This window comes from Streptomyces sp. NBC_01463, assembly GCA_036227345.1.
Taxonomy (GTDB): Bacteria; Actinomycetota; Actinomycetes; order Streptomycetales; family Streptomycetaceae; genus Streptomyces.
On sequence record CP109468.1, the window covers coordinates 8507644 to 8525252 of the forward strand.

The window sequence follows — 17609 nt, forward strand, 5'->3', positions numbered from 1 at the left end:
GCGTCAGGTGTCGAGACGGGCGGTCCGGCGCTGCTCGGCCCGGTGGGCCACGGCACCGATGATCCGCTGCCACGCGGGCGATGCCTCGGAGATCCGGGAGGACACCAGCTTCAGGTACGTGCCCCGGCTGTCGTCCCGCCCGTGCGCGACCTTCCAGGCGTCCAGGTCGTCGATGAGCCGGTCCAGACGCGGATCGTACGGATCCCAGTCGGCCGACCGGTCACAGGCGAGGAACAGACGCGTCGTCTCGGGGTCGTCGAGTTCGGCGTTCTTCTCCCGCACTCGCCGGGCCACGGCCTGCGGGTCCATCGCCCGCATCAGGATCCACGCGTCGCGCTCCAGCCGGATCCTCAGCTCGCCGACCCCGAGACCGCGCATCCGCTCCAGGACGGCGACGACCTCGGGAGGCAGCACAAGACGTTCGCCGCCTGCCAGTTCGGCGATCCGGCGCCGGTTCTCGCTCAGCCGGTCGATCTTGCGCTGCAACCCGGCGTCGATGTCGTCGATCGCCGAGGCGAACTCCTCGGGCTCCGCGTGCAGCAGGGCGTCGATCCTGGCCAGCGGAACCCCGGCGTCGGCGAGGGTCCTGATGCGGATGAGATCCACCGCCGCCTGCGCGCTGTAGCGGCGGTAGCCGGAAGCATCGCGCTCGGGCTCGGGCAGCAGGCCGACCTGGTGGTAGTGGCGAACGGTGCGCACGGTCACCCCCGCGGTCGCGGCGAGTTGACTGATCGTGAGCACCGTCCTCCTCGGGTCGTCGTGACACGTGATCATGTAATTCTAAACGCGGGCCACCCGGTCGAAGATGTCGCGGACCGCCCGGACCACGGCGTCGGGGCGGTCGAAGCACAGCCGGTGGTGAAGGGTGTCGGAGAGCAGACGCTGCTCCCCGTACGAGACCGAGTCCATCAGTGCCGCGTCCATCCTCGTCCTGCCGTCCAGCATCTCCCGCACCGTGTCCTGCGGCATCTGCGCCCGCTGGGCGGGGCCGACGCCGAGGACGGTGAGAGCGACAGCCGGCACGTCGGGAAGGCCCGGCCCGGCGCGCAGTTCGGCCGCGAGTCCGGCAAGTCCGCTGCGTTCGGCGATGCCCACCCGCGTCCACGCGTCGCTCTCATGGGCGTCGATCAGCGGTTCCCGCACGTGTGCCGGGTAGCCCGCGAGCAACTCGCCGCGCATGTCGCGCACCGCCGGGCGCGACTGTTCGAGCTGCTCAGGACCGGGCGCCGCCCGTTCGAGCGCCGAGAGGTGCATGGCCGGCGGCAGGAACCTGTCCCAGTCGCGGTTGAAGGCGTCCAGCCAGACCAGTCCGGCCACCTCCTGCGGATACAGCTGTGCGAACCGATGGGCGTAGAAGCCGCCGAGGGAATGCGGCACGAGGACGTAGGGAGCGGGGACGTCCAGGGAGCCCAGGAGCTCGTGCAGTTCCGTGGCGACGGCCGTGGCCGTGCGGGGCAGGGCGAGGGGATCGCTGTAACCCGTGCCGCCGCGGTCGTACACCACAGCGGTGGTGAACCGCGAAACACCTTGCTGGACACCGAGATAGTCCAGGCCGACGGCACTGGCACCCGGCAGGAACACGACGGCCGGTCCACCGCTGCCCGCGCGGTGGACGAAGAGCCGTCGGTCCCCGATCTGCTGGAAGCCTCCCACCGGCGGGGCGGGCCGGACGGAGGACGTGATGTGGTTCGTCATGCGGCAAGGCTCCAACCCTGACGCAGGGTCAAGGTCAACCCCCGGCCTCGGTCGCCCCTCGTCCTCACCCCACCGGCACCGTCGTCATTCGTCACGCAGGCTGGTGATCAGGTCACGGGGCAGTCCATGCGTGTCGTGGAGGTAATGGAGGTCGTCCTCGGTCAGCGGGCCCCGGAACCGGGGCCGGGCGAGCACGTGCCGGCCGCGCTCCAGGAGCCGGCCGAACCGGTGCTGCTCCTCGACCAGCACCTGACGTACCCGGTCCGGCGGCAGATCCTGCCGGAAGTGGTCCAGGGTGTGCCGCACCAGTTCCCCGGGCAGGTCACCGACATCACGGGTCGGATCGTCCCGCCACAGCACGGTGAGCAGCCGGCGCATCAGACGGCGCAGGACGTAGCCCCGCCCGGTGTTGGCCGGACGCACGCCGTCACCGAGGATGACGACGGCCGAGCGCAGATGGTCGCAGACCAGACGCAGCGACGGTTCGTCCAGCTGCCACAGGGGCGGGACGAGCCGTCGCCAGGGATCGAAGATATCGCCGTCGAACACGGACGACCTGCCCTGAAGCAGCGAGGCCAGCCGCTCCAGGCCGAGCCCGGTGTCGACGTTGCGCTGCGGGAGCGGCACCAGAGAACCGTCGTCGAGCCTGCGGTGGCTCATCGTCACGTGGTTCCAGACCTCCACCCAGCGGTCGTCCCGGGTGGGCGTCGACCGGGGCGGGCCGTCACCGCTCCACAGGAAGATCTCCGAGTCCGGGCCGCAGGGGCCGACGGGGCCGTTGGACCACCAGTTGTCCTCCACGGTGAGTTCCGTCGGGACACCGAGGCCCTGCCACAGCTCCAGGGAGGCGGTGTCCGGCCCGGTCCGGTCGTCGCCGGCGTACACGGTGGCGTGCAGCAGCCCCGGATCGACCCCCAGGCCCTCGGTGAGCAGCCCGTATCCCCAGTCGAGACTCACCGGTCCCTCGTAGTCGCCGAGCGACCAGGTGCCGAGCATCTCGAAGACGGTCAGATGCGTGGCGTCGCCGACCTCGTCCAGGTCCGTGGTGCGCAGACATCGCTGCACGTTGACCAGGCGCTTGCCCAGGGGATGGGGGCGGCCCTCCAGGTACGGCGTCAGCGGGTGCATGCCGGAGGTGGTGAACAGCACGGGGTCGCCGGGTGGTGGCAGCAGGGTGGAACCGGTGATCCGGCGATGGCCACGCTCCTCGAAGTACTCGACGAACGTGCTGACCAACTGTTCCGTGTCCATGGGACGGCTCCTTCGCGGGGCAGCGGGGGAGGCGCCGGAGAACGGGACCGCTCAGCTGCCCGGCCGGGGCCAGGGGCTCCACGACACTGCCGGCGGACCGTTTCCGGTCGCCGGGGGGAGGGAAGTCAGACGGCGGCAACCGGCGAGCTGGTCGCTCGCGCGGTCGCGGTGGTGCCGGGGCCGTTGACGTTCATACCGACGACACTAACGCGGCCCGGCCTGCGGACGCACCTGATTTCGGGTGCGGTCCTCGCCGCCGAGGGGCCAGGCCATGATGTCGCGGTAGTGGATCGGCCCACTGCTGCGTCCGGCGTTGCTGCCGACCAGGTGCAGACGGCCGGCCGGCCACGGCTGACCGGAGAACGCGGCGAGCCCCTCGGCGATCTCCCCCGCCGACGACCGGTCGCCCCGGCGCGCACGGGCGAGCGTCAGGTGCGGGCGCAGGGGCCGCTCCTCGAACGCGACGCCGCACCCTCTCACCGCCGTACGCACGTCCGCGGCGAGCCCGTGCAGCCCGTCCAGGTCGCCGTCGATCCCGCTCCACAGCACCCGCTCGTCGAACGTTCCGCTGCCGCGCAGCGCCAGGAGCGGTGGCCCGGCGGCCGCCGCGAGGCCGGCGAGCGGCGGGCACAGCAGCGGAACGGTCCCGACCGGCAGCTCGCCGAGGAACGCCAGCGTGATGTGCCAGTCCTCGATGCGGTTCCACCGCATGTCGGGGTGCGTGCGATAGGCGGGGCGCAGCTCCCGGGCGAGTTCGTCCTTCGCCCGGTCGGGCGGTGCGAGGGCGATGAACACGCGTACGGTCGCGGGCGGAGTCTGTTCGTTCACCCGGTCTTCGTACCGCATGCGCGGGCCGAGCAGTAATCGCCGCGATCGCTTCCTCGGGCCGAGGCCCGTCGTCACGCCCTAGGGTTGTCCCGGTCGGCACGGGGGAGGACACGCGATGGGTGCGAACAGCGGGAGCGGCGCCATGACGTCGGGACGGCCTGCGGGGTACGTCCTCCGGCCCTGGAGCGGCGACGGGGACCACGAAGCGATGGCCGCCGTGCGGCGGGGGTGTGCGGAGCGGGACGGGGCCGACCCCCACTCCGTCGTGGAGGGGGTTCCGACGGCGGCGGAGATCGCCGAGACCTCGGCCGGGCTGGAGAACGCGTCCGGGAATCAGGTACTCGTGGAGCACCACGGCAGGGTCGTCGGCTACGCGACGGTCAGGTGGTGGCAGGAGCGGGACGGGACCTGGCTGTACCTGCACCGGGGCCACCTCCTGCCCGAGCACCGCGACCGGGGCATCGGCTCGGAACTGGTCGCCTGGGCGGAGAACCGGATCCGCCGGCTCGTGGCGGAGCACGGAACCGCGCGGACCGCCGTGTTCGGCGCGAACGCCGCACTCGCTGATGCCGACGCGACGGAGCTGCTGCTCGCGACCGGGTACCGGCGCGTCTTCAGCCTGGTGGAGCTGGAACTGACCGATCTTCACGAGCTTTCAGGACACGACGGCGCACGGCCGGCCGGTATCACCATCGTGCCCGTCGAACCGAGCAGCTACCACGCGGTCTGGAAGACGGTCGTCGACTCCTACGCCGATGCCGCCTTCACCCAGAAATGGACGTTCGAGCGCTTTGTCGACACGGCCGCCCCGACGTGCTGGCGAGCCGCCCGGGACGGGGACGGGATCGTCGGCGTCGCCCTGTGCACCCTCCGCCGCCACGACCCCACGGTCGGCGAGGTCGAAGAACTCAGCGTGCGCGCGGACGCGAGGCGGCTGGGCCTGGGGCGGGCGCTGCTGCTGGACGGGTTGCGATGTCTCCGCGAGCACGGGGCGCGGTCAGCGCGTCTGTTCACGGGAACGGCCAATCCGAACCGTTCCTACGATCTCTACGAGAGCGTGGGGTTCCGGCGCCGGAACGAGTACGTCCGCTATCGCAGGCCGATGCGCTCCTGATGCATCCGGTCCGTCCGCCCCATCCCGTCCGACCTGTCCGACGGGGCCCGGAATCCGTCGGCAGCCGGCCGGGCGGTGGCGTCGCTGCCCGGCCGGCGCAAGGGCCCGCTACAGCGCGTCGCCGAAGGCCTCCGCCAGCTGACGCCACTCGGCCCGCGGCAGACCGGAGCCGCCCTCGTCGGCCGTGAGCACCTGGAGTGCGACATGGTCGGCGCCGGCGTCGAAGTACTCCTGCGTCCGGGCCCGCACCCGCTCGGTGTCGCCCAGCGCGAACAGCGCGTCGAGGAGGCGGACGCTGCCGCCGTCCGCGAAGTCGCTCTCGGTGAATCCCAGACGCAGCAGGTTGTCGGTGTAGTTGGGCAGCTGGAGGTACATGCTCAGCATGGTCCGCGCGGTAGTGCGGGCCCGGTCGAGGTCGGTGTCCAGTACGACGGTCAGTTCCGGGGCGAGCAGGGCGTCGGGGCCGAGTGCCTCGCGGGCTTCCGCCGTGTGTTCGGTGGTCACGAGGTAGGGGTGGGCGCCCGCCGCCCTGGCGGTCGCCAGCTTGAGCATCTTCGGGCCGAGAGCAGCAAGCACCCGGCGCCCGGGCTCCACGGGCGGGGTCGCACTGTCGAGTGCGTCGAGATAGGCCACCATCGCGCTGTACGGCTTCGCGTACTGCGGCACCATCGGGCCGTGGCTGACGCCCAGGCCGAGCACGAAGCGCCCGCGGGCGTCGGCCTCGATCGCCGCGATCCGTGCCGCCACGTCCTGCGCGGGGTGGTCCCAGATGCTCAGGATGCCGGTGGCCACGGTCACCGAACGGGTGGCGGAGACGACGGCGGCCGCGTCGTCGGGCGAGGGGCTGCCCCCGATCCACACCGTGCCGTAACCCAGGTCATCGAGCTCGGAGAGCGCCTCCGCGATTGCCGCCCTCCCCGCGTCGTCCGTCCGCGACCCGTGCAGGGCCCCGCTCCAGATGCCGACCTGTCCGAATGCCTCGCGCGTCTCAGAAGTCATGGTGTGATCAACAGCGGGGCGCGCAGCCTATTCCCGTGGCTCCCGTGCTTCCCACGGACGGCCCCCTCCGGGGTCGGATGTCCGCTGTCTTCCGCCGAGGCCGGTGATTTCACCGATGGCGGCCGCCGTCCGCACCCCGACTCTTGTCCGGGCAGGCATCCGCATCCCCACGCCCCGTCAGGAGTGCTCCATGCGTCGTCGTTCACCCCGCCGGCTTCTCGGCGTTCTCGCGGCCGTCACGGTCGCGTTCACCCTGTTCTCCTCGGCGCCGACAGCCGGCGCGGCGGCGCCCACGGCCACCCCGGCCGCGCGGTCCGCGGCCGTGCAGCCCCTGTCGACCAGCACCCCCGTGGTGTTCGTCCACGGGTACACGGGCAACGCGTCCAACTGGGTCACCGCCAGGAGCGTCTTCCAGCTCAACGGCTGGTCGAGCTCCAACCTCTTCGCGTACGAGTACAACTCCTACGGCAACAACATCACCAACGCCCAGGGCCTGGCCACCTTCGTCAACAACGTGAAGGCCCGGACCGGCGCGAGCAAGGTCGCGATCGTCAACCACTCGATGGGCGGCCTGGTCAGCCAGTACTACCTGAAGGTGCTGGGCGGCAACACCAGCGTCAGCCACCTCGCCTCGATCGCGGGCGCCAACCACGGGACCACGTATGCCGGCGCCTGTCTGATCTACACGACGTGCCAGCAGATGTACCCGGGATCCTCGTTCATCTCGCAGATCACCTCGGGTGACGAGACACCGGGCGACACCAAGTACGCCACCTGGTACTCGGCCTGCGACGGCATCATCCTGCCGTACACCAGCACCCGGCTGAGCGGTGCCACCAACAACAACGTGCTCTGCCAGACCCACATCGGGTACCTGACGGACACGGTCGTGCTGGGACAGATCGCGCGCTTCGTCGCCTCCTGACCCACCGCACGCGACCCGGACACGGCCCGTCCCCGGCACCCGAAACGCCGGGGACGGGCCGTGTGGTTGTGCCGATGGCGGCTACGTCTGCCCGGGCGGCCGGAGCGCGGCGTACGTTCCCGCGCCCGCGGCCAGCACCATCACGCAGCCCGTGAAGATCAGCCCCGCCTCACGCAGGCCGAGCCAGGTGGCGAGGGCACCGACCCCGACGACCGGCACGGAGATCCCCGTGTACGCGACGATGAAGAACGCGGAGATGGTGCCGCCCCGATGCGTGGCCGGTGCCGCGTCGCTGACCAGGGTGAGTGCCGCGCGGAAGGACAGCCCCTGGCCGGTTCCGCCGAACAGGGCGCCGAGCACGAGCAGCGGCAGGGATTCGGCGATCAGGGACGAGGCCACGAGCAGCAGGCCGATGACGAGCGTGCCGCACCCGAGCGGCAGCGCGAGGCGCGTGCCGACGCGCCGGGTCAGGGACTGGCCGAGCGTCGAGGCCAGGAACACGGAGAAGACGACGGCCCCGGTGACCGCCAGGTTGTGCACGCCCAGCGTCTGCGCGGCGAAGCTCGGCGCGACCGCCGTGAACAGGCCGAGCAGCGCGAAGCCGGCGAACGCCGCCAGTGAGGCGCGGACGAACACACCCTTCATGGCGGCCGGAACCGCGACACCCTGCGGGGTCGGACGCGGCCACCGCTGAGGCCGCGTCACGGTCTCGGGCAGCCGCCAGGTGATCCCGCACGCCACGGCGACGAGGCCCAGATGGACCCAGAACGGCAGCGTGAGCGGCCACGGTGTGTACTCGGCCAGGAAACCCGACAACAGCGGCCCGCAGCCCAGCCCGCCCATGTTCGCGGCCGTGGCGGCGAACCCGGCCCGCGCCTTCTGCCCGGGGCCGGCGAGCTCCAGCACCGCCGCCGTCGCCGCGCCGCTCAGCAGCCCGGCCGCGCCACCCGACAGCAGCCGTCCCATGAAGAGCAGCGGCAGCCCGCTCTCCAGCAGGAAACACCCCGCACTCGCCGCCGACAGCGCCATGGCGCACAGGAGCACCGGTCTGCGGCCGACCTTGTCGGAGTAGTTGCCGGCCACCACCAGCACGGTGATCACCGCCAGGGCGTAGACGGCGAAGACGACGGTCACCATCAGCTCGGAGAAGCCGATCTGCCGCTGGTAGAGCCCGTACAGGGGAGTGGGCAGCGTGGTTCCGGCCATCCCGATGGCGAACACCACGGCCGCGGCCAGGTAGCCGGACCGCCGGCCACTTCCTGCGTTGACGGCACGCTCTCGAACGATCACCCACGTCACCCTACGATCGGCCACCCGCGCGGCCCGTGCTCGGCGCGAGACGTGGCCGGGTGAGCCGGTATCAGGTGTGACGGGCCGGTACGGACAGGGGCGGTGCGCCGGGAGTGTGCACGGCGTCGGCTGGATGGAGCACAGCCCCCGCGCAGGGTCCGCACGGGAGGGCGAAGCTGGATCTCCCCACCGCGCTCACGTCTCAGGAGACCTTCCGTGCCGCTTCCCCGCTCCCCGCAGGTCCGCCTGCCCCTGGTCGCCCTGCTGGCCGCCGCCTGCACGGCCGGGCTGTTGTACGCACCCGCGCAGGCCGCCGTCGTTCCGGCCGACCACGGACACGACCGCGCCCTTCAGAGGCAATTGCAGCAACTCACCACCGAGCCCGGCGGGCCGCCCGGAGTGATCGCCGTGCTCAAGCGCGGCTCCCGGACGGAGATCTACCGGGCCGGCGTCGCCGAGACCGGCACCAGCCGTCCGATCCGGACCACCGACCACATGCGCATCGCCAGCACGGCCAAGGCGTACAGCGGCGCGGTCTCCCTCCAGCTCGTCGACCGGGGCAAGCTGCGGCTGAACGACACCATCGGCAAGGTGCTGCCCCGGCTGCCCCGCGCCTGGCACCGGATCACCCTGCGACAGCTCCTGAACCACACCAGCGGACTGCCGGACTTCAGCAGCAACGAAGAGTTCCTCGAACTGCTGACCGCGAACCCGCGCCGCCACTTCGACTCCCGCCGGCTGCTGGACTTCGTCGCCGACGAGCCGCCGGTCTTCCGCCCGGGATCCCGGTACGCCTACTCCAACTCCGACAACATCGCCGTGGCCCTGATGGCGGAGGCCGTGACGGGCCGCCGCTACGAGGACCTGCTCGCCCGGCTCGTGTACCGGCCCCTCGACCTGCGCCGCACCAGCCTGCCCCAGGGCTACCGGCTGCCGGAGCCGTACATGCACGGCTACGACGTCACCCCGCCGAACCCGCCCGAGGACGTCAGCGAGGCGATCAGCGCGTCGGGCGTGTGGGCGTCGGGCGGCATCGTCTCGACCCCGAAGGACATGACGGCCTTCGTCCGCGGCTACGCCGGCGGAAAGCTGATCTCCGACCGGACCCGCCGGCAGCAGCTGAAGTGGGTGAACGGCGCGTCCGAACCCGCGGGCCCCGGCACGAACAAGGCCGGGCTCGCGCTCTTCCGGTACGACACCCGGTGCGGCGTCGTGTACGGCCACACGGGCAACTTCCCCGGCTACACCCAGCTGATCGCCGCCACCCCGGACGGCAAGCGGTCCCTGACCTTCTCGCTCACCACCCAGGTCAACAAGACCAACAAGCCGGAACTGCTGGAGCGGCTGCGGACCGTGGAGGAGAACTTCGTCTGCGCGCTGCTGCGCAGGCCGTAACCAGGACGCGGTCGCCGGACGGGCCGTCCGGCGACCGCGTGGAGGATCAGCCGCGGGCCATCGCGATCGATCCGGCGAGCCGCTCGCCGGCCTCGTAGATCATGTACGGGACACCGCCGTCGGTGCCGAACGAGGGAGCCGCCGCGCGGCCGTTCTCCGGCGCCGCGGACCCGGAGTCGTAGAAGATCCCGAGGTGCTTGCGGAGGCTGAAGTCGTTGCCGACCTCGGTGAGCAGGAGGTTCCCGCCGTTCTCCTTGTTCGAGTTGTAGACGACGTACGTGCTGCCGTTGCGGTAGAGCAGGTGCGGGCCCCCGATGTTGAGCGCGCCCACCTCGTCGTGGCGGACCAGCGGTGTCTGGGAGAACGTCCAGGTGCGGCCGTCGGCCGACCAGCCCCAGCCGATGTCCCGGTGGTTGGTCGTGTTGTTGAGCATGAAGACCATCACGTACCGCGCCCCGCGCGCGGGCAGGTCGTGCCGGAAGACCCGGGCGTACGACGTCTCGGTGGTGCCGGCGGGCAGCATCGCCGTGCTGAGGACGCCCTTGTCGTAGGTGAAGTTGATGCCGTCCTTGGAACGGGCCAGGCGGGTCGTGGTGTTCTCGCCGTGGAAGTACATCCACAGCTCCTTGGCGTCCTCGTTCCACATCACGTGCGGGGACGAGACATGACTGACCTTGTAGTGCGGCGACCAGTCGTTGCGCACGATGGGGTTGCCCGGGTACTCCGTGAACGGCCCTTCGAGCGAGTCGCCGTAGGAGAGGCAGATGCCGCCGGGGGCGTCGTGCGGCGCGTAGTAGAGGTAGTAGCGGCCCAGCGGCGAGGCGATGCGCCCGGCGACGCCCCGGATGCACGGGAAGATGATCTCTCCGGTGGGGTTGTAGGAGAGCTGCGACGGGGTGAGCAGCGTACGGACGTACTTGTACGCGGGAAACCCGGCCGGGACGGCTGCCGCGGCGGGGCCGGCGCTCAGGCCGCCGGCGGCGCCGACGGTGAGGGCGGCGGCGCTGCCGCGCAGGAAGTGGCGACGGTCGAGAGGAGACATCGATGGCTCCAGGTGAGCTCGGAGGGGCGAGTGGGGGGACGGGCGTGCGACGCGCTCAGAGGTAGGTGGCGGCGGTGACACACAGCCCGGCCAGCGCGACCGCCCAGACGTACGGCAGCGTGCGGACCATCACCTGCTGCGGGGAGACCCCCGCGTACTGCGCGCTCCACACGGTCTGGGTGCTGGTCGGATCGGCGACGCCGAAGACCTGGTTGTACGAGGTGGCGAGCCCGAGCACGGCGACGGCGGGGTAGATGCCGGCGGCGATGAGGACCCCCGCGATGCCGGCCCCGAGCCCGTACACGTTCAGCGGGCCCCGGTAGAGGCACAGTGGGACGAGAACGGTGAACACGGCGACGAACAGCACGGGGTTGTCCGGGCTGACCGCCTTCACCAGGGGTTCGAGGGCGGAGACGGCACCGGGGAGCTTCACCGCGGCGAGCAGCATGCCGATCGCGACGAAGAGCGTGATCGGTGGGGCCGCCACCTCGAAGCCGCTGTACAGGGTCCGCAGCAGGCGCTTGCCGTACTCACCCGGGCGGGTGGTGGTGAACAGGGCGAACAGGATGCCCGCCAGCAGCGAGGGGATGATGGCGAGTTCGAAGCCCAGGGCCAGGACGAGCGGAATCACCGGTGTGAGCAGCGCGTACCAGGGGGCGTCGCCCCGGCGCTCCCGCTGCGAGGGGCGGGCGGGCGCCGACTTCAGCGCCCAGGCGTGCTCGACGCCGCGGCGGCGGGACTCGACGAGGACGAACAGGACCGCGGCGGCGAGCGCGAACGGGAACAGCTTCAGCATGAAGCCGCGGACGGTGTCCACGGGGAGTTCCAGCGCCGTGGAGAAGAACTGCCAGATCGGCAGCTCGAACGGCATTCCGGCCGCGATCCCCATCAGGATCGTGCCGGCCGCCGTCACCTTCGGGATGCCGACCGCGATCATCGCGGGGATCCCGATGATGCCCGCGAGCATCGCCGCCGGGGCGGAACCGGTGACGGTGCCGACCAGGGTCGACACCGCGAGTATGCCGAGCGCCACCACGACCGGGCGGTCGCCGCCGAACTCGACGATCTTGCGGACGAGGGTGCCGGCGATGCCGGTCTCGTCCAGGAGCTTGCCGAGCCAGGAGCCGAGGATGATGGCGATCATCGTCGAGGCCAGCAGCGGCGCCCCGTTCTGGATGACCCCGTCCATGACGCTGTTCTCGCCGGTAAGCGGCGCCTTGGCGGCGAACGCGATGGCGACGGCCAGCAGGACCAGGGCGAACGCGGTGGGGATCTTGCGGGTCAGCATCGCGACGACGCCGACGGCCATGATGAGCAGGATGACGACACCCATGGCGTCAGTTCTCTTTTCCGGAGGACGCGGCCACGAGGGCGGCGGTCAGAAGCAGGGGGCTGCGGCCGAGACCGCAGGCGGTACGGGCGTAGGCGTGCGCCGCGACCTCGTCGGCGCCGGCCACATGGCCGTGGACGCGGTGGCGGCCCAGGCGCAGCACGGTGTGGCCGAGGAGCTGTTTCAACTCGCGCTTGGCGGGGCCGTGGTGGAGCCGCTCGTGCACGGCCTCGTGGGCGAGCGCCGCGGCCCTGACCGAACCGGCCGGGTACCAGTGCCGCCAGCCGTACGCGTCGATCGTCTCCTCGGCGAGGGCGATCGTGTCGGTGAACAGTTCCACGGTGGGCACGGGCCGCGAGTGGTAGCGGGCCAGCAGCCCGAGGGCGAGGCCGCCGGAGCTCTCCACGACCCGGGCCCGGCACTCCACCGGGGCCATCGCCGAACCGAACTCCGTTGCCGCACGGGCCCACCGGCGCAGGAGCTCCGGATCGCGGCCCTCGTGCGTCGGCGTCGAGGCCAGCAGCTCCGCGCCGTACGCGATGTCGTCGACGGCGGCGAGCCGGGCGGCCGGGCCGGCCGCCGTCGGGAGCGCGGCCGTCACGAGCGTGTCTCCAGGACCGCGACCACCGGCTCGTCGGCCGCACGCGGGCGGAGCTCCCCGGCGGCGAGCGCGAGCAGCGGCTGCGGATCCAGGACACCGGAGAGATCGACGATCCGGGCGCCGAGCAGCAGCCGCAGAGCAGGGGCGCGCACGCCCCCGTCGCCGTACGACGTGGACTCGGCGACCAGGCGGGCCAGGAACTCCGGCGCGGCGGCCACGGTCGTGGTCTCCACCCGGGCGTCGGGCGCGTGCAGACGCACCACGCCGTCGGCGTCGACGACCCGGACCGGCCGGCGCACACCGCGGAAACGCCGCCGGACCTCGGTGCCGTACACGGTGTGGGCGGGGGTGCCCGCCAGGACGCGCACGGCCGACGGATCCGCCTTGAGGCTCGCGGCGGCGGCCCGCAGCCGTTCGTCGCCGTCGGCCCGGTGCGCCCGGTCCTGCGTGCGCAGTTCGGTGGCGCCGGTGGCGACGGCGCGGACCGTGGAGGTCTGCGGGTCGACGGTGACCTCGACCTCGACGCCCTCCGGGGAAGCTCCCTGGGCGATCACGGCCTGCTCGGCCTCGGCCCGGACGGCGAGGATCTGCTCCTGGCCGGCCCCCGGGATGATCCGCTCGATCTGCTCCCGGACCAGGGCGAGCGCCACACCGATGGGACTGATCACCTCGGCGTGGCGGGCGGTGCGTCCCTCCATCCCGGTCAGCGCGGCGAGGTGCGGGGTGACGGCCGCCGCGCCGCCTCCGCCGCCGACGAGGACGACCGCGTCCTCGTCGAGCCGGTAGTCCCTGATCATCGCGTCGACCGTCTTGCGCACCTGCGCGCAGCCGGCGTCGAGGACCTGGGTGGCCGCGGCGGCCACGTCGACACCGAGGTGCCGGGCGAGCGGCTCCAGAGCGGCCCGGGCCACCTCCTGGTCGCACCGGGCGAAGTCGCCCTCGCCGACCCGGCCGAGGGCGTTGGCCGCGCAGGTCATGGTGAGCGCGAACCGGCCGCCCGCCGCGTCGATGACCACATGGTCGTCGGGGTCGCCGTCCATCGGACGGACGGTGGCGACCTCGGCGTCGCGCAGATCCTCCAGGGACGCGAAGCAGGCGTACGGCAGCCCCGCGATGTGAGCGCTGCGCGGACCGACGCCGACGACCCTGCCGTCACCGACACGGACCATCGACCCGCCTCCGACGCCCACGGTGCGGACGTCGAGGGCCGAGAGGTACGAGCCCTTGCCGAGGATCGTCGCGTGCCGCACCGCGACCTTGCCCCGCCGCACGACACTGATGTCGGTGGACGTCCCGCCGGTCTCCAGGAAGACCCCCTCGCTGATGCGTTCCTGCATCAGCGCACCGGCGACGCCCGCCGCCGGCCCTGAAAGGACCGTCAGCAGCGGTCTGCGGCGCATCTCGTCCAGGGACATCACACCCCCGTCGCAGCGCATCACCATCAGGGGCGCCGTGACGCCCGCCTTGGTGATGGAGGCGTCCACGAGGTCCGCGGTGGCGAGCATCCGCGGCAGGATCGCCGCGTTCACCACGGCGGTTCGCGTGCGCTTGTGCAGTCCGTAGAGCGAGGTGATCTCGTGCGCCGCCGCCATCGGAAGTCCGTGCGGCCGGGCCGATTCGAGCACGGAGCGCTCACCGTCGGGGAGGTCGACGCCGAAGGGCTCGCTGGCGACCAGCACTTCGGCGCCCCGCCCGACGACCTCGGCGACGGCTCGCTCCACGGCAGGAGTGTCGTCCGGGTCGGCGACATGGGCGTAGACGAGCGGAAGCCGCTTGCCGGGGGCCAGTTCGAGCTTGGCCAGTGAGGCGAGCCGGCGGGTGAAGACCGCGCCGGGGGTGTTGCCGATCCCCAGCAGGCCGACGGTGGCGACGTCGCCCTCCAGCAGGGCATTGGTAGCCTGTGTGGTGCCGTGGGCGAGGAACGCCACGTCATCGGGCGCGCAGCCGGTCTGTTCGAGCAGTCGGCCGAGCGCCTCGACGATGCCGTGGGCGACTCCGTCCTCGTGGTGGTGGCTGGTGGGAACCTTCACTTGCCCCAGGAGCGCGAGCGTCGTGGCGTCTACGGCCACGGCGTCGGTAAAGGTTCCGCCCACGTCGATGCCGACGCGGATGCGGTGCGTGGTCATGGCTGGGCACTTCCTTGTGCGTGTGGGCTGTGCTGCGTGGGCGGGCCGGGGGGACAGGTGGAGCTGTCCCCCCGGCGTTCCGCTCCCCGGCGGGAGCCGGGGAGTACGGGGACAGGGGTGCGGAACCGGGTCAGTAACCCCGGACGTCGGGCCAGTGGCGCTGGACTCCCGCGCGGTCGAGCAGGGTGGCGAACCGTGCGAACCGCTTGTCCTCGGCCTGGACCCGGTGCGGTTCGACACCCTCGGTGAGGCAGTGCGCGGCCAGCGCGCCGGCGACCTCGCCGATGTTCCACTCCACCGGATGCAGCCGGTAGCAGCCGTTGGTGATGTGGGTGGTGCCGATGTTCTTGGACGCCGGGAGAAGGTTGCGGACGCGCCGCGGGACGAGCGCGCCGAGCGGGATCTCGAACGGCACCGAGCCGATGTCGATGTAGTTGTCACCTCCGGTGGACGGGTGCAGGTCGATGCGGTAGCCGCCGACCCCGACCGAGTCGCGGTAGCGGGTGCCGCCCCGCGGACCGACGATGTCGATGGCCACGTCGTGCTCGGTGATCGTCGTGACGGCCTTGATGCGGCGGGACTCGCGCACGTACGCGGACTTGGCGAGACCGTCGGCGGTGCCGGTCACGTCCGGACGGATCCGGAGCCCCGGGAACCCCTTCCCGCCGTCCTCGCGGGGGGCCTCCGTCTGGAGCCAGTACAGCAGCGAGAGCGACAACTGCCGTGCCTCGTCCAGTGCTTCGGCCTGGGTCTCCCCGATGTACGGCTTCAGCCAGTAGTCGTTCAGCGGCCAGTTGACGAGCGTGATGTCGGAGTCGAAGGCGCCGTCCCGGTGCATCCTGCGGGCGAGGATGCGCCGGAACCCCCACAGCTCCTTGTCGCCCGCGTCCGTGCTCTGGTCGGCGGAGACGTCGAGCGGGTCGAGCTCCGGGTTGGGGACCAGGGTGCGCGGGACGGACTCCAGCGAGCGCGGGTCGGGAGCCTGGAAACCCAGCAGCGGGCCGGGCCAGAAGTCCGGCCGGTAGGCGCGCCAGAAGTCGTAGTCGGCGGGCCGCTCGATGGTGTGGTCCTCGCCCTCGTGGTGCGAGAGCGCGAAACACACGGTGATGCCCTGCTGGTTGGCGGCGTCGGCCACCTCGGGCGCGTGCGGCTCGTCGAACTCCGCACGGGCCTCGGCGCCCAGCGCGTTCTCCACTTGGGCCAGTTCGAGGAGTTCACCGGTCTCGGTGGCGTCGATGATGTAGCGCGCCCCGACGGTGGAGCCGTCGTCGAAGGTGACCGAGCGCACGAAGTCGCCCTCGGTCCGGGCCGAGACCGGGCGGATCTCCGTGAGCAGGGTCAGCAGTCCGGCCGACCGGTAGGGCGCGATCATGCCCTCCAGGACGGTCAGCGCGGCACGCGGCTCCGCGCACAGCTTGCTGACACGGCCCGCCCCCGGGTTGAGGTCGGTCAGCGCGGCGGCCTCCGAGCGCATCGGGTACCACTGGCGGTAGTACGTACGGATGCCCTCGCGCAGGGCCCGGTAGGACGCGGTGGTGCCGAACTGCTCGACCCACGGGTGTTCGTCGGGAGGTACGGCCTGTGCGGTGAGCTGACCGCCGATCCAGTCGGTCTCCTCGGTCAGCACGACCGTGCGGCCGGCCCGGCAGGCGGCGAGAGCGGCGGCGACGCCGCCCAGTCCGCCGCCCACGATGAGGATGTCGGGTTCGGGTATCACGAAACTCCTTGCGAGGTGCTGTGGACGGGCCCGGACGTGGCACCGGGCCGGAAGGTGCAGGCCACCAGGGGCTCGGGGACGGGATCCCCCGCGACGAGAGAGGCCAGCAGGCGTACCGCCGCCGCACCCAACTCCTTGCGGGGGATGTCGAATCCGGTGGGTACGGCATCGGAGGCGAGATCCGCGGGCGGACTGCCGAGCAGCGCGAGGGACACGTCGGCCGGGGTACGGAGCCCGGCCGCGCGCACCGCGGCGAGCAGCGCACGCCAGGCGTTGCCGGTGTCGGTCTCCTCCGCGACGAGCGCGGTGACGCCGTCGTCGAGCCACCCGCGCAGCCGTTGTGCGGTGAGCTGCTCCGCGGGGTCGGCCGAGCGGAACACCTCGCCCTCGATCCCGGCCTCCGCGAGCCCTTCGCGGAAGCCGCGCTCACGGTCGGTCGATGCGGGGGCCTCGTCGTTCTCGCGGACGAGCATCAGGCGCCGGTGGCCCGCGGCCGCCAGATGGGCGACGACCTCGCGGGTGGCGCTCACGTAGTCGGCACCCACCCAGGACAGGCCTTCGAGTTCGTCCCTGCGGCCGAGGTGGACCACGGGGAACCCCTCGTCCACGAACCGGCGGAGCTGGTCCGTGGGGATGTGGCGGCCGAGGAAGAGGCAGCCGTCGGCCAGCCGCACCCGGCCGAGCGCCTCCGGCGCCTGCGCCCCCGCGCCCCCGCTGCTGGACCCGGTGAACAGCACCAGGTCGAAGCCGCGCGCCGCGGCCTCCTGCTCGACGCCGACCAGGAACGGGTAGTACGAGTGCCGCACATCCGTCGGGAAGGTCGAGGTGAAGCTGAAGACACCGAGGAGGTTGTTGTGCGCGGCGGCCAGACTGCGTGCGGCCGGGTCGGGGACGTAGCCCAGCTCCTGAGCGGCGTCGAGGACCTTCTGACGGGTCTCGTCGGAGATCACCACGCCGTTCTGCTTGTTGGCCAGGACCAGGGAGACCGTGGCCTGGGAGACCCCGGCCAGCCGTGCGACCTCCGCCTGCCGCGGCCGTGCGGTCCGGCTGCGCGGCGACGCCGAACGCCCGCGCCCGGTCCGCCTGTTCTCGTGTTCCACCCATGCCTCCGTTGAACTAATACGCATTACTGATGCGCATTAGTGGAGTACTTTGCGGCTGCCCGCCGGACGCGTCAAGGGTTTCGACAAGGATTCCGGTGCGAACCGTGCGAGGGGCCGCCGCACTTGACCGGTGCGCCAGGGCGGCCGGACCCGGAGGGGAAGCGCTTTCTGTGTAGGCTTCCTCCCGGAAAGC

The 17609-nt window shown here is 71.9% G+C and carries 15 protein-coding genes; 3 read left to right on the plus strand and 12 right to left on the minus strand.

Annotated elements, in window-relative coordinates:
- Window positions 1–3 precede the first annotated feature (3 nt).
- From OG521_37385 to thpR, 4 genes are all read right to left on the minus strand, one after another.
- Window positions 4–741, minus strand: a complete 738-nt coding sequence (locus OG521_37385) for a MerR family transcriptional regulator (protein ID WUW26136.1) — start codon at window positions 739–741, stop codon at window positions 4–6.
- Between the two features lie 39 nt (window positions 742–780).
- A complete protein-coding gene (locus OG521_37390; protein WUW26137.1) occupies window positions 781–1695 on the minus strand; it encodes an alpha/beta hydrolase in 915 nt (304 codons plus the stop codon).
- 84 nt (window positions 1696–1779) lie between these two features.
- The gene (locus tag OG521_37395; GenBank protein ID WUW26138.1) at window positions 1780–2946 is read right to left on the minus strand and encodes an alanine--tRNA ligase-related protein; all 1167 of its coding nucleotides are present in this window, start codon (window positions 2944–2946) and stop codon (window positions 1780–1782) included.
- A 204-nt stretch (window positions 2947–3150) separates the two neighbouring features.
- Window positions 3151–3792, minus strand: a complete 642-nt coding sequence (gene thpR, locus OG521_37400; protein ID WUW26139.1) for an RNA 2',3'-cyclic phosphodiesterase — start codon at window positions 3790–3792, stop codon at window positions 3151–3153.
- A 97-nt stretch (window positions 3793–3889) separates the two neighbouring features.
- Between thpR and OG521_37405 the strand changes: the two genes are divergently transcribed.
- Window positions 3890–4888, plus strand: coding sequence for a GNAT family N-acetyltransferase (locus tag OG521_37405; protein ID WUW26140.1), 999 nt, complete (start codon window positions 3890–3892; stop codon window positions 4886–4888).
- A 108-nt stretch (window positions 4889–4996) separates the two neighbouring features.
- Here OG521_37405 and OG521_37410 read toward each other — a convergent pair whose 3' ends face one another.
- Window positions 4997–5887 carry an LLM class F420-dependent oxidoreductase gene (locus tag OG521_37410; protein WUW26141.1) on the minus strand — a complete coding sequence of 297 codons (891 nt, stop codon included), beginning with the start codon at window positions 5885–5887 and terminating at the stop codon, window positions 4997–4999.
- 190 nt (window positions 5888–6077) lie between these two features.
- On the opposite strand from OG521_37410, the gene OG521_37415 reads away from it, so the two are divergent.
- The gene (locus OG521_37415) at window positions 6078–6812 is read left to right on the plus strand and encodes a lipase (GenBank protein WUW26142.1); all 735 of its coding nucleotides are present in this window, start codon (window positions 6078–6080) and stop codon (window positions 6810–6812) included.
- 81 nt (window positions 6813–6893) lie between these two features.
- Here the strand turns inward: OG521_37415 and OG521_37420 are convergent, their stop codons facing one another.
- Window positions 6894–8099 (minus strand): MFS transporter, encoded by a 1206-nt coding sequence (locus OG521_37420; GenBank protein ID WUW26928.1) that lies wholly within the window; start codon window positions 8097–8099, stop codon window positions 6894–6896.
- A 219-nt stretch (window positions 8100–8318) separates the two neighbouring features.
- Between OG521_37420 and OG521_37425 the strand changes: the two genes are divergently transcribed.
- Window positions 8319–9497, plus strand: a complete 1179-nt coding sequence (locus OG521_37425; protein WUW26143.1) for a beta-lactamase family protein — start codon at window positions 8319–8321, stop codon at window positions 9495–9497.
- 46 nt (window positions 9498–9543) lie between these two features.
- On the opposite strand, the gene OG521_37430 is transcribed toward OG521_37425, so the two are convergent.
- The 6 genes from OG521_37430 to OG521_37455 form a co-directional block, all read right to left on the minus strand.
- Entirely contained in the window at window positions 9544–10539 is a 996-nt protein-coding gene (locus OG521_37430; GenBank protein ID WUW26144.1) for a hypothetical protein, read from the minus strand.
- A 55-nt stretch (window positions 10540–10594) separates the two neighbouring features.
- On the minus strand, window positions 10595–11872 hold the full coding sequence (locus tag OG521_37435; GenBank protein WUW26145.1) for a transporter: 1278 nt from the start codon (window positions 11870–11872) through the stop codon (window positions 10595–10597).
- A 4-nt stretch (window positions 11873–11876) separates the two neighbouring features.
- The gene (locus tag OG521_37440) at window positions 11877–12470 is read right to left on the minus strand and encodes a hypothetical protein (GenBank protein ID WUW26146.1); all 594 of its coding nucleotides are present in this window, start codon (window positions 12468–12470) and stop codon (window positions 11877–11879) included.
- Window positions 12467–14596 (minus strand): hydantoinase/oxoprolinase family protein, encoded by a 2130-nt coding sequence (locus OG521_37445; protein ID WUW26147.1) that lies wholly within the window; start codon window positions 14594–14596, stop codon window positions 12467–12469. Before OG521_37445 ends, OG521_37440 begins: the two co-directional genes overlap by 4 nt.
- A 130-nt stretch (window positions 14597–14726) precedes the next feature.
- Window positions 14727–16313, minus strand: a complete 1587-nt coding sequence (locus OG521_37450) for an FAD-dependent oxidoreductase (GenBank protein ID WUW26148.1) — start codon at window positions 16311–16313, stop codon at window positions 14727–14729.
- Window positions 16310–17323, minus strand: coding sequence for a LacI family transcriptional regulator (locus OG521_37455; protein ID WUW26929.1), 1014 nt, complete (start codon window positions 17321–17323; stop codon window positions 16310–16312). Before OG521_37455 ends, OG521_37450 begins: the two co-directional genes overlap by 4 nt.
- Between the last annotated feature and the right edge of the window lie 286 nt (window positions 17324–17609).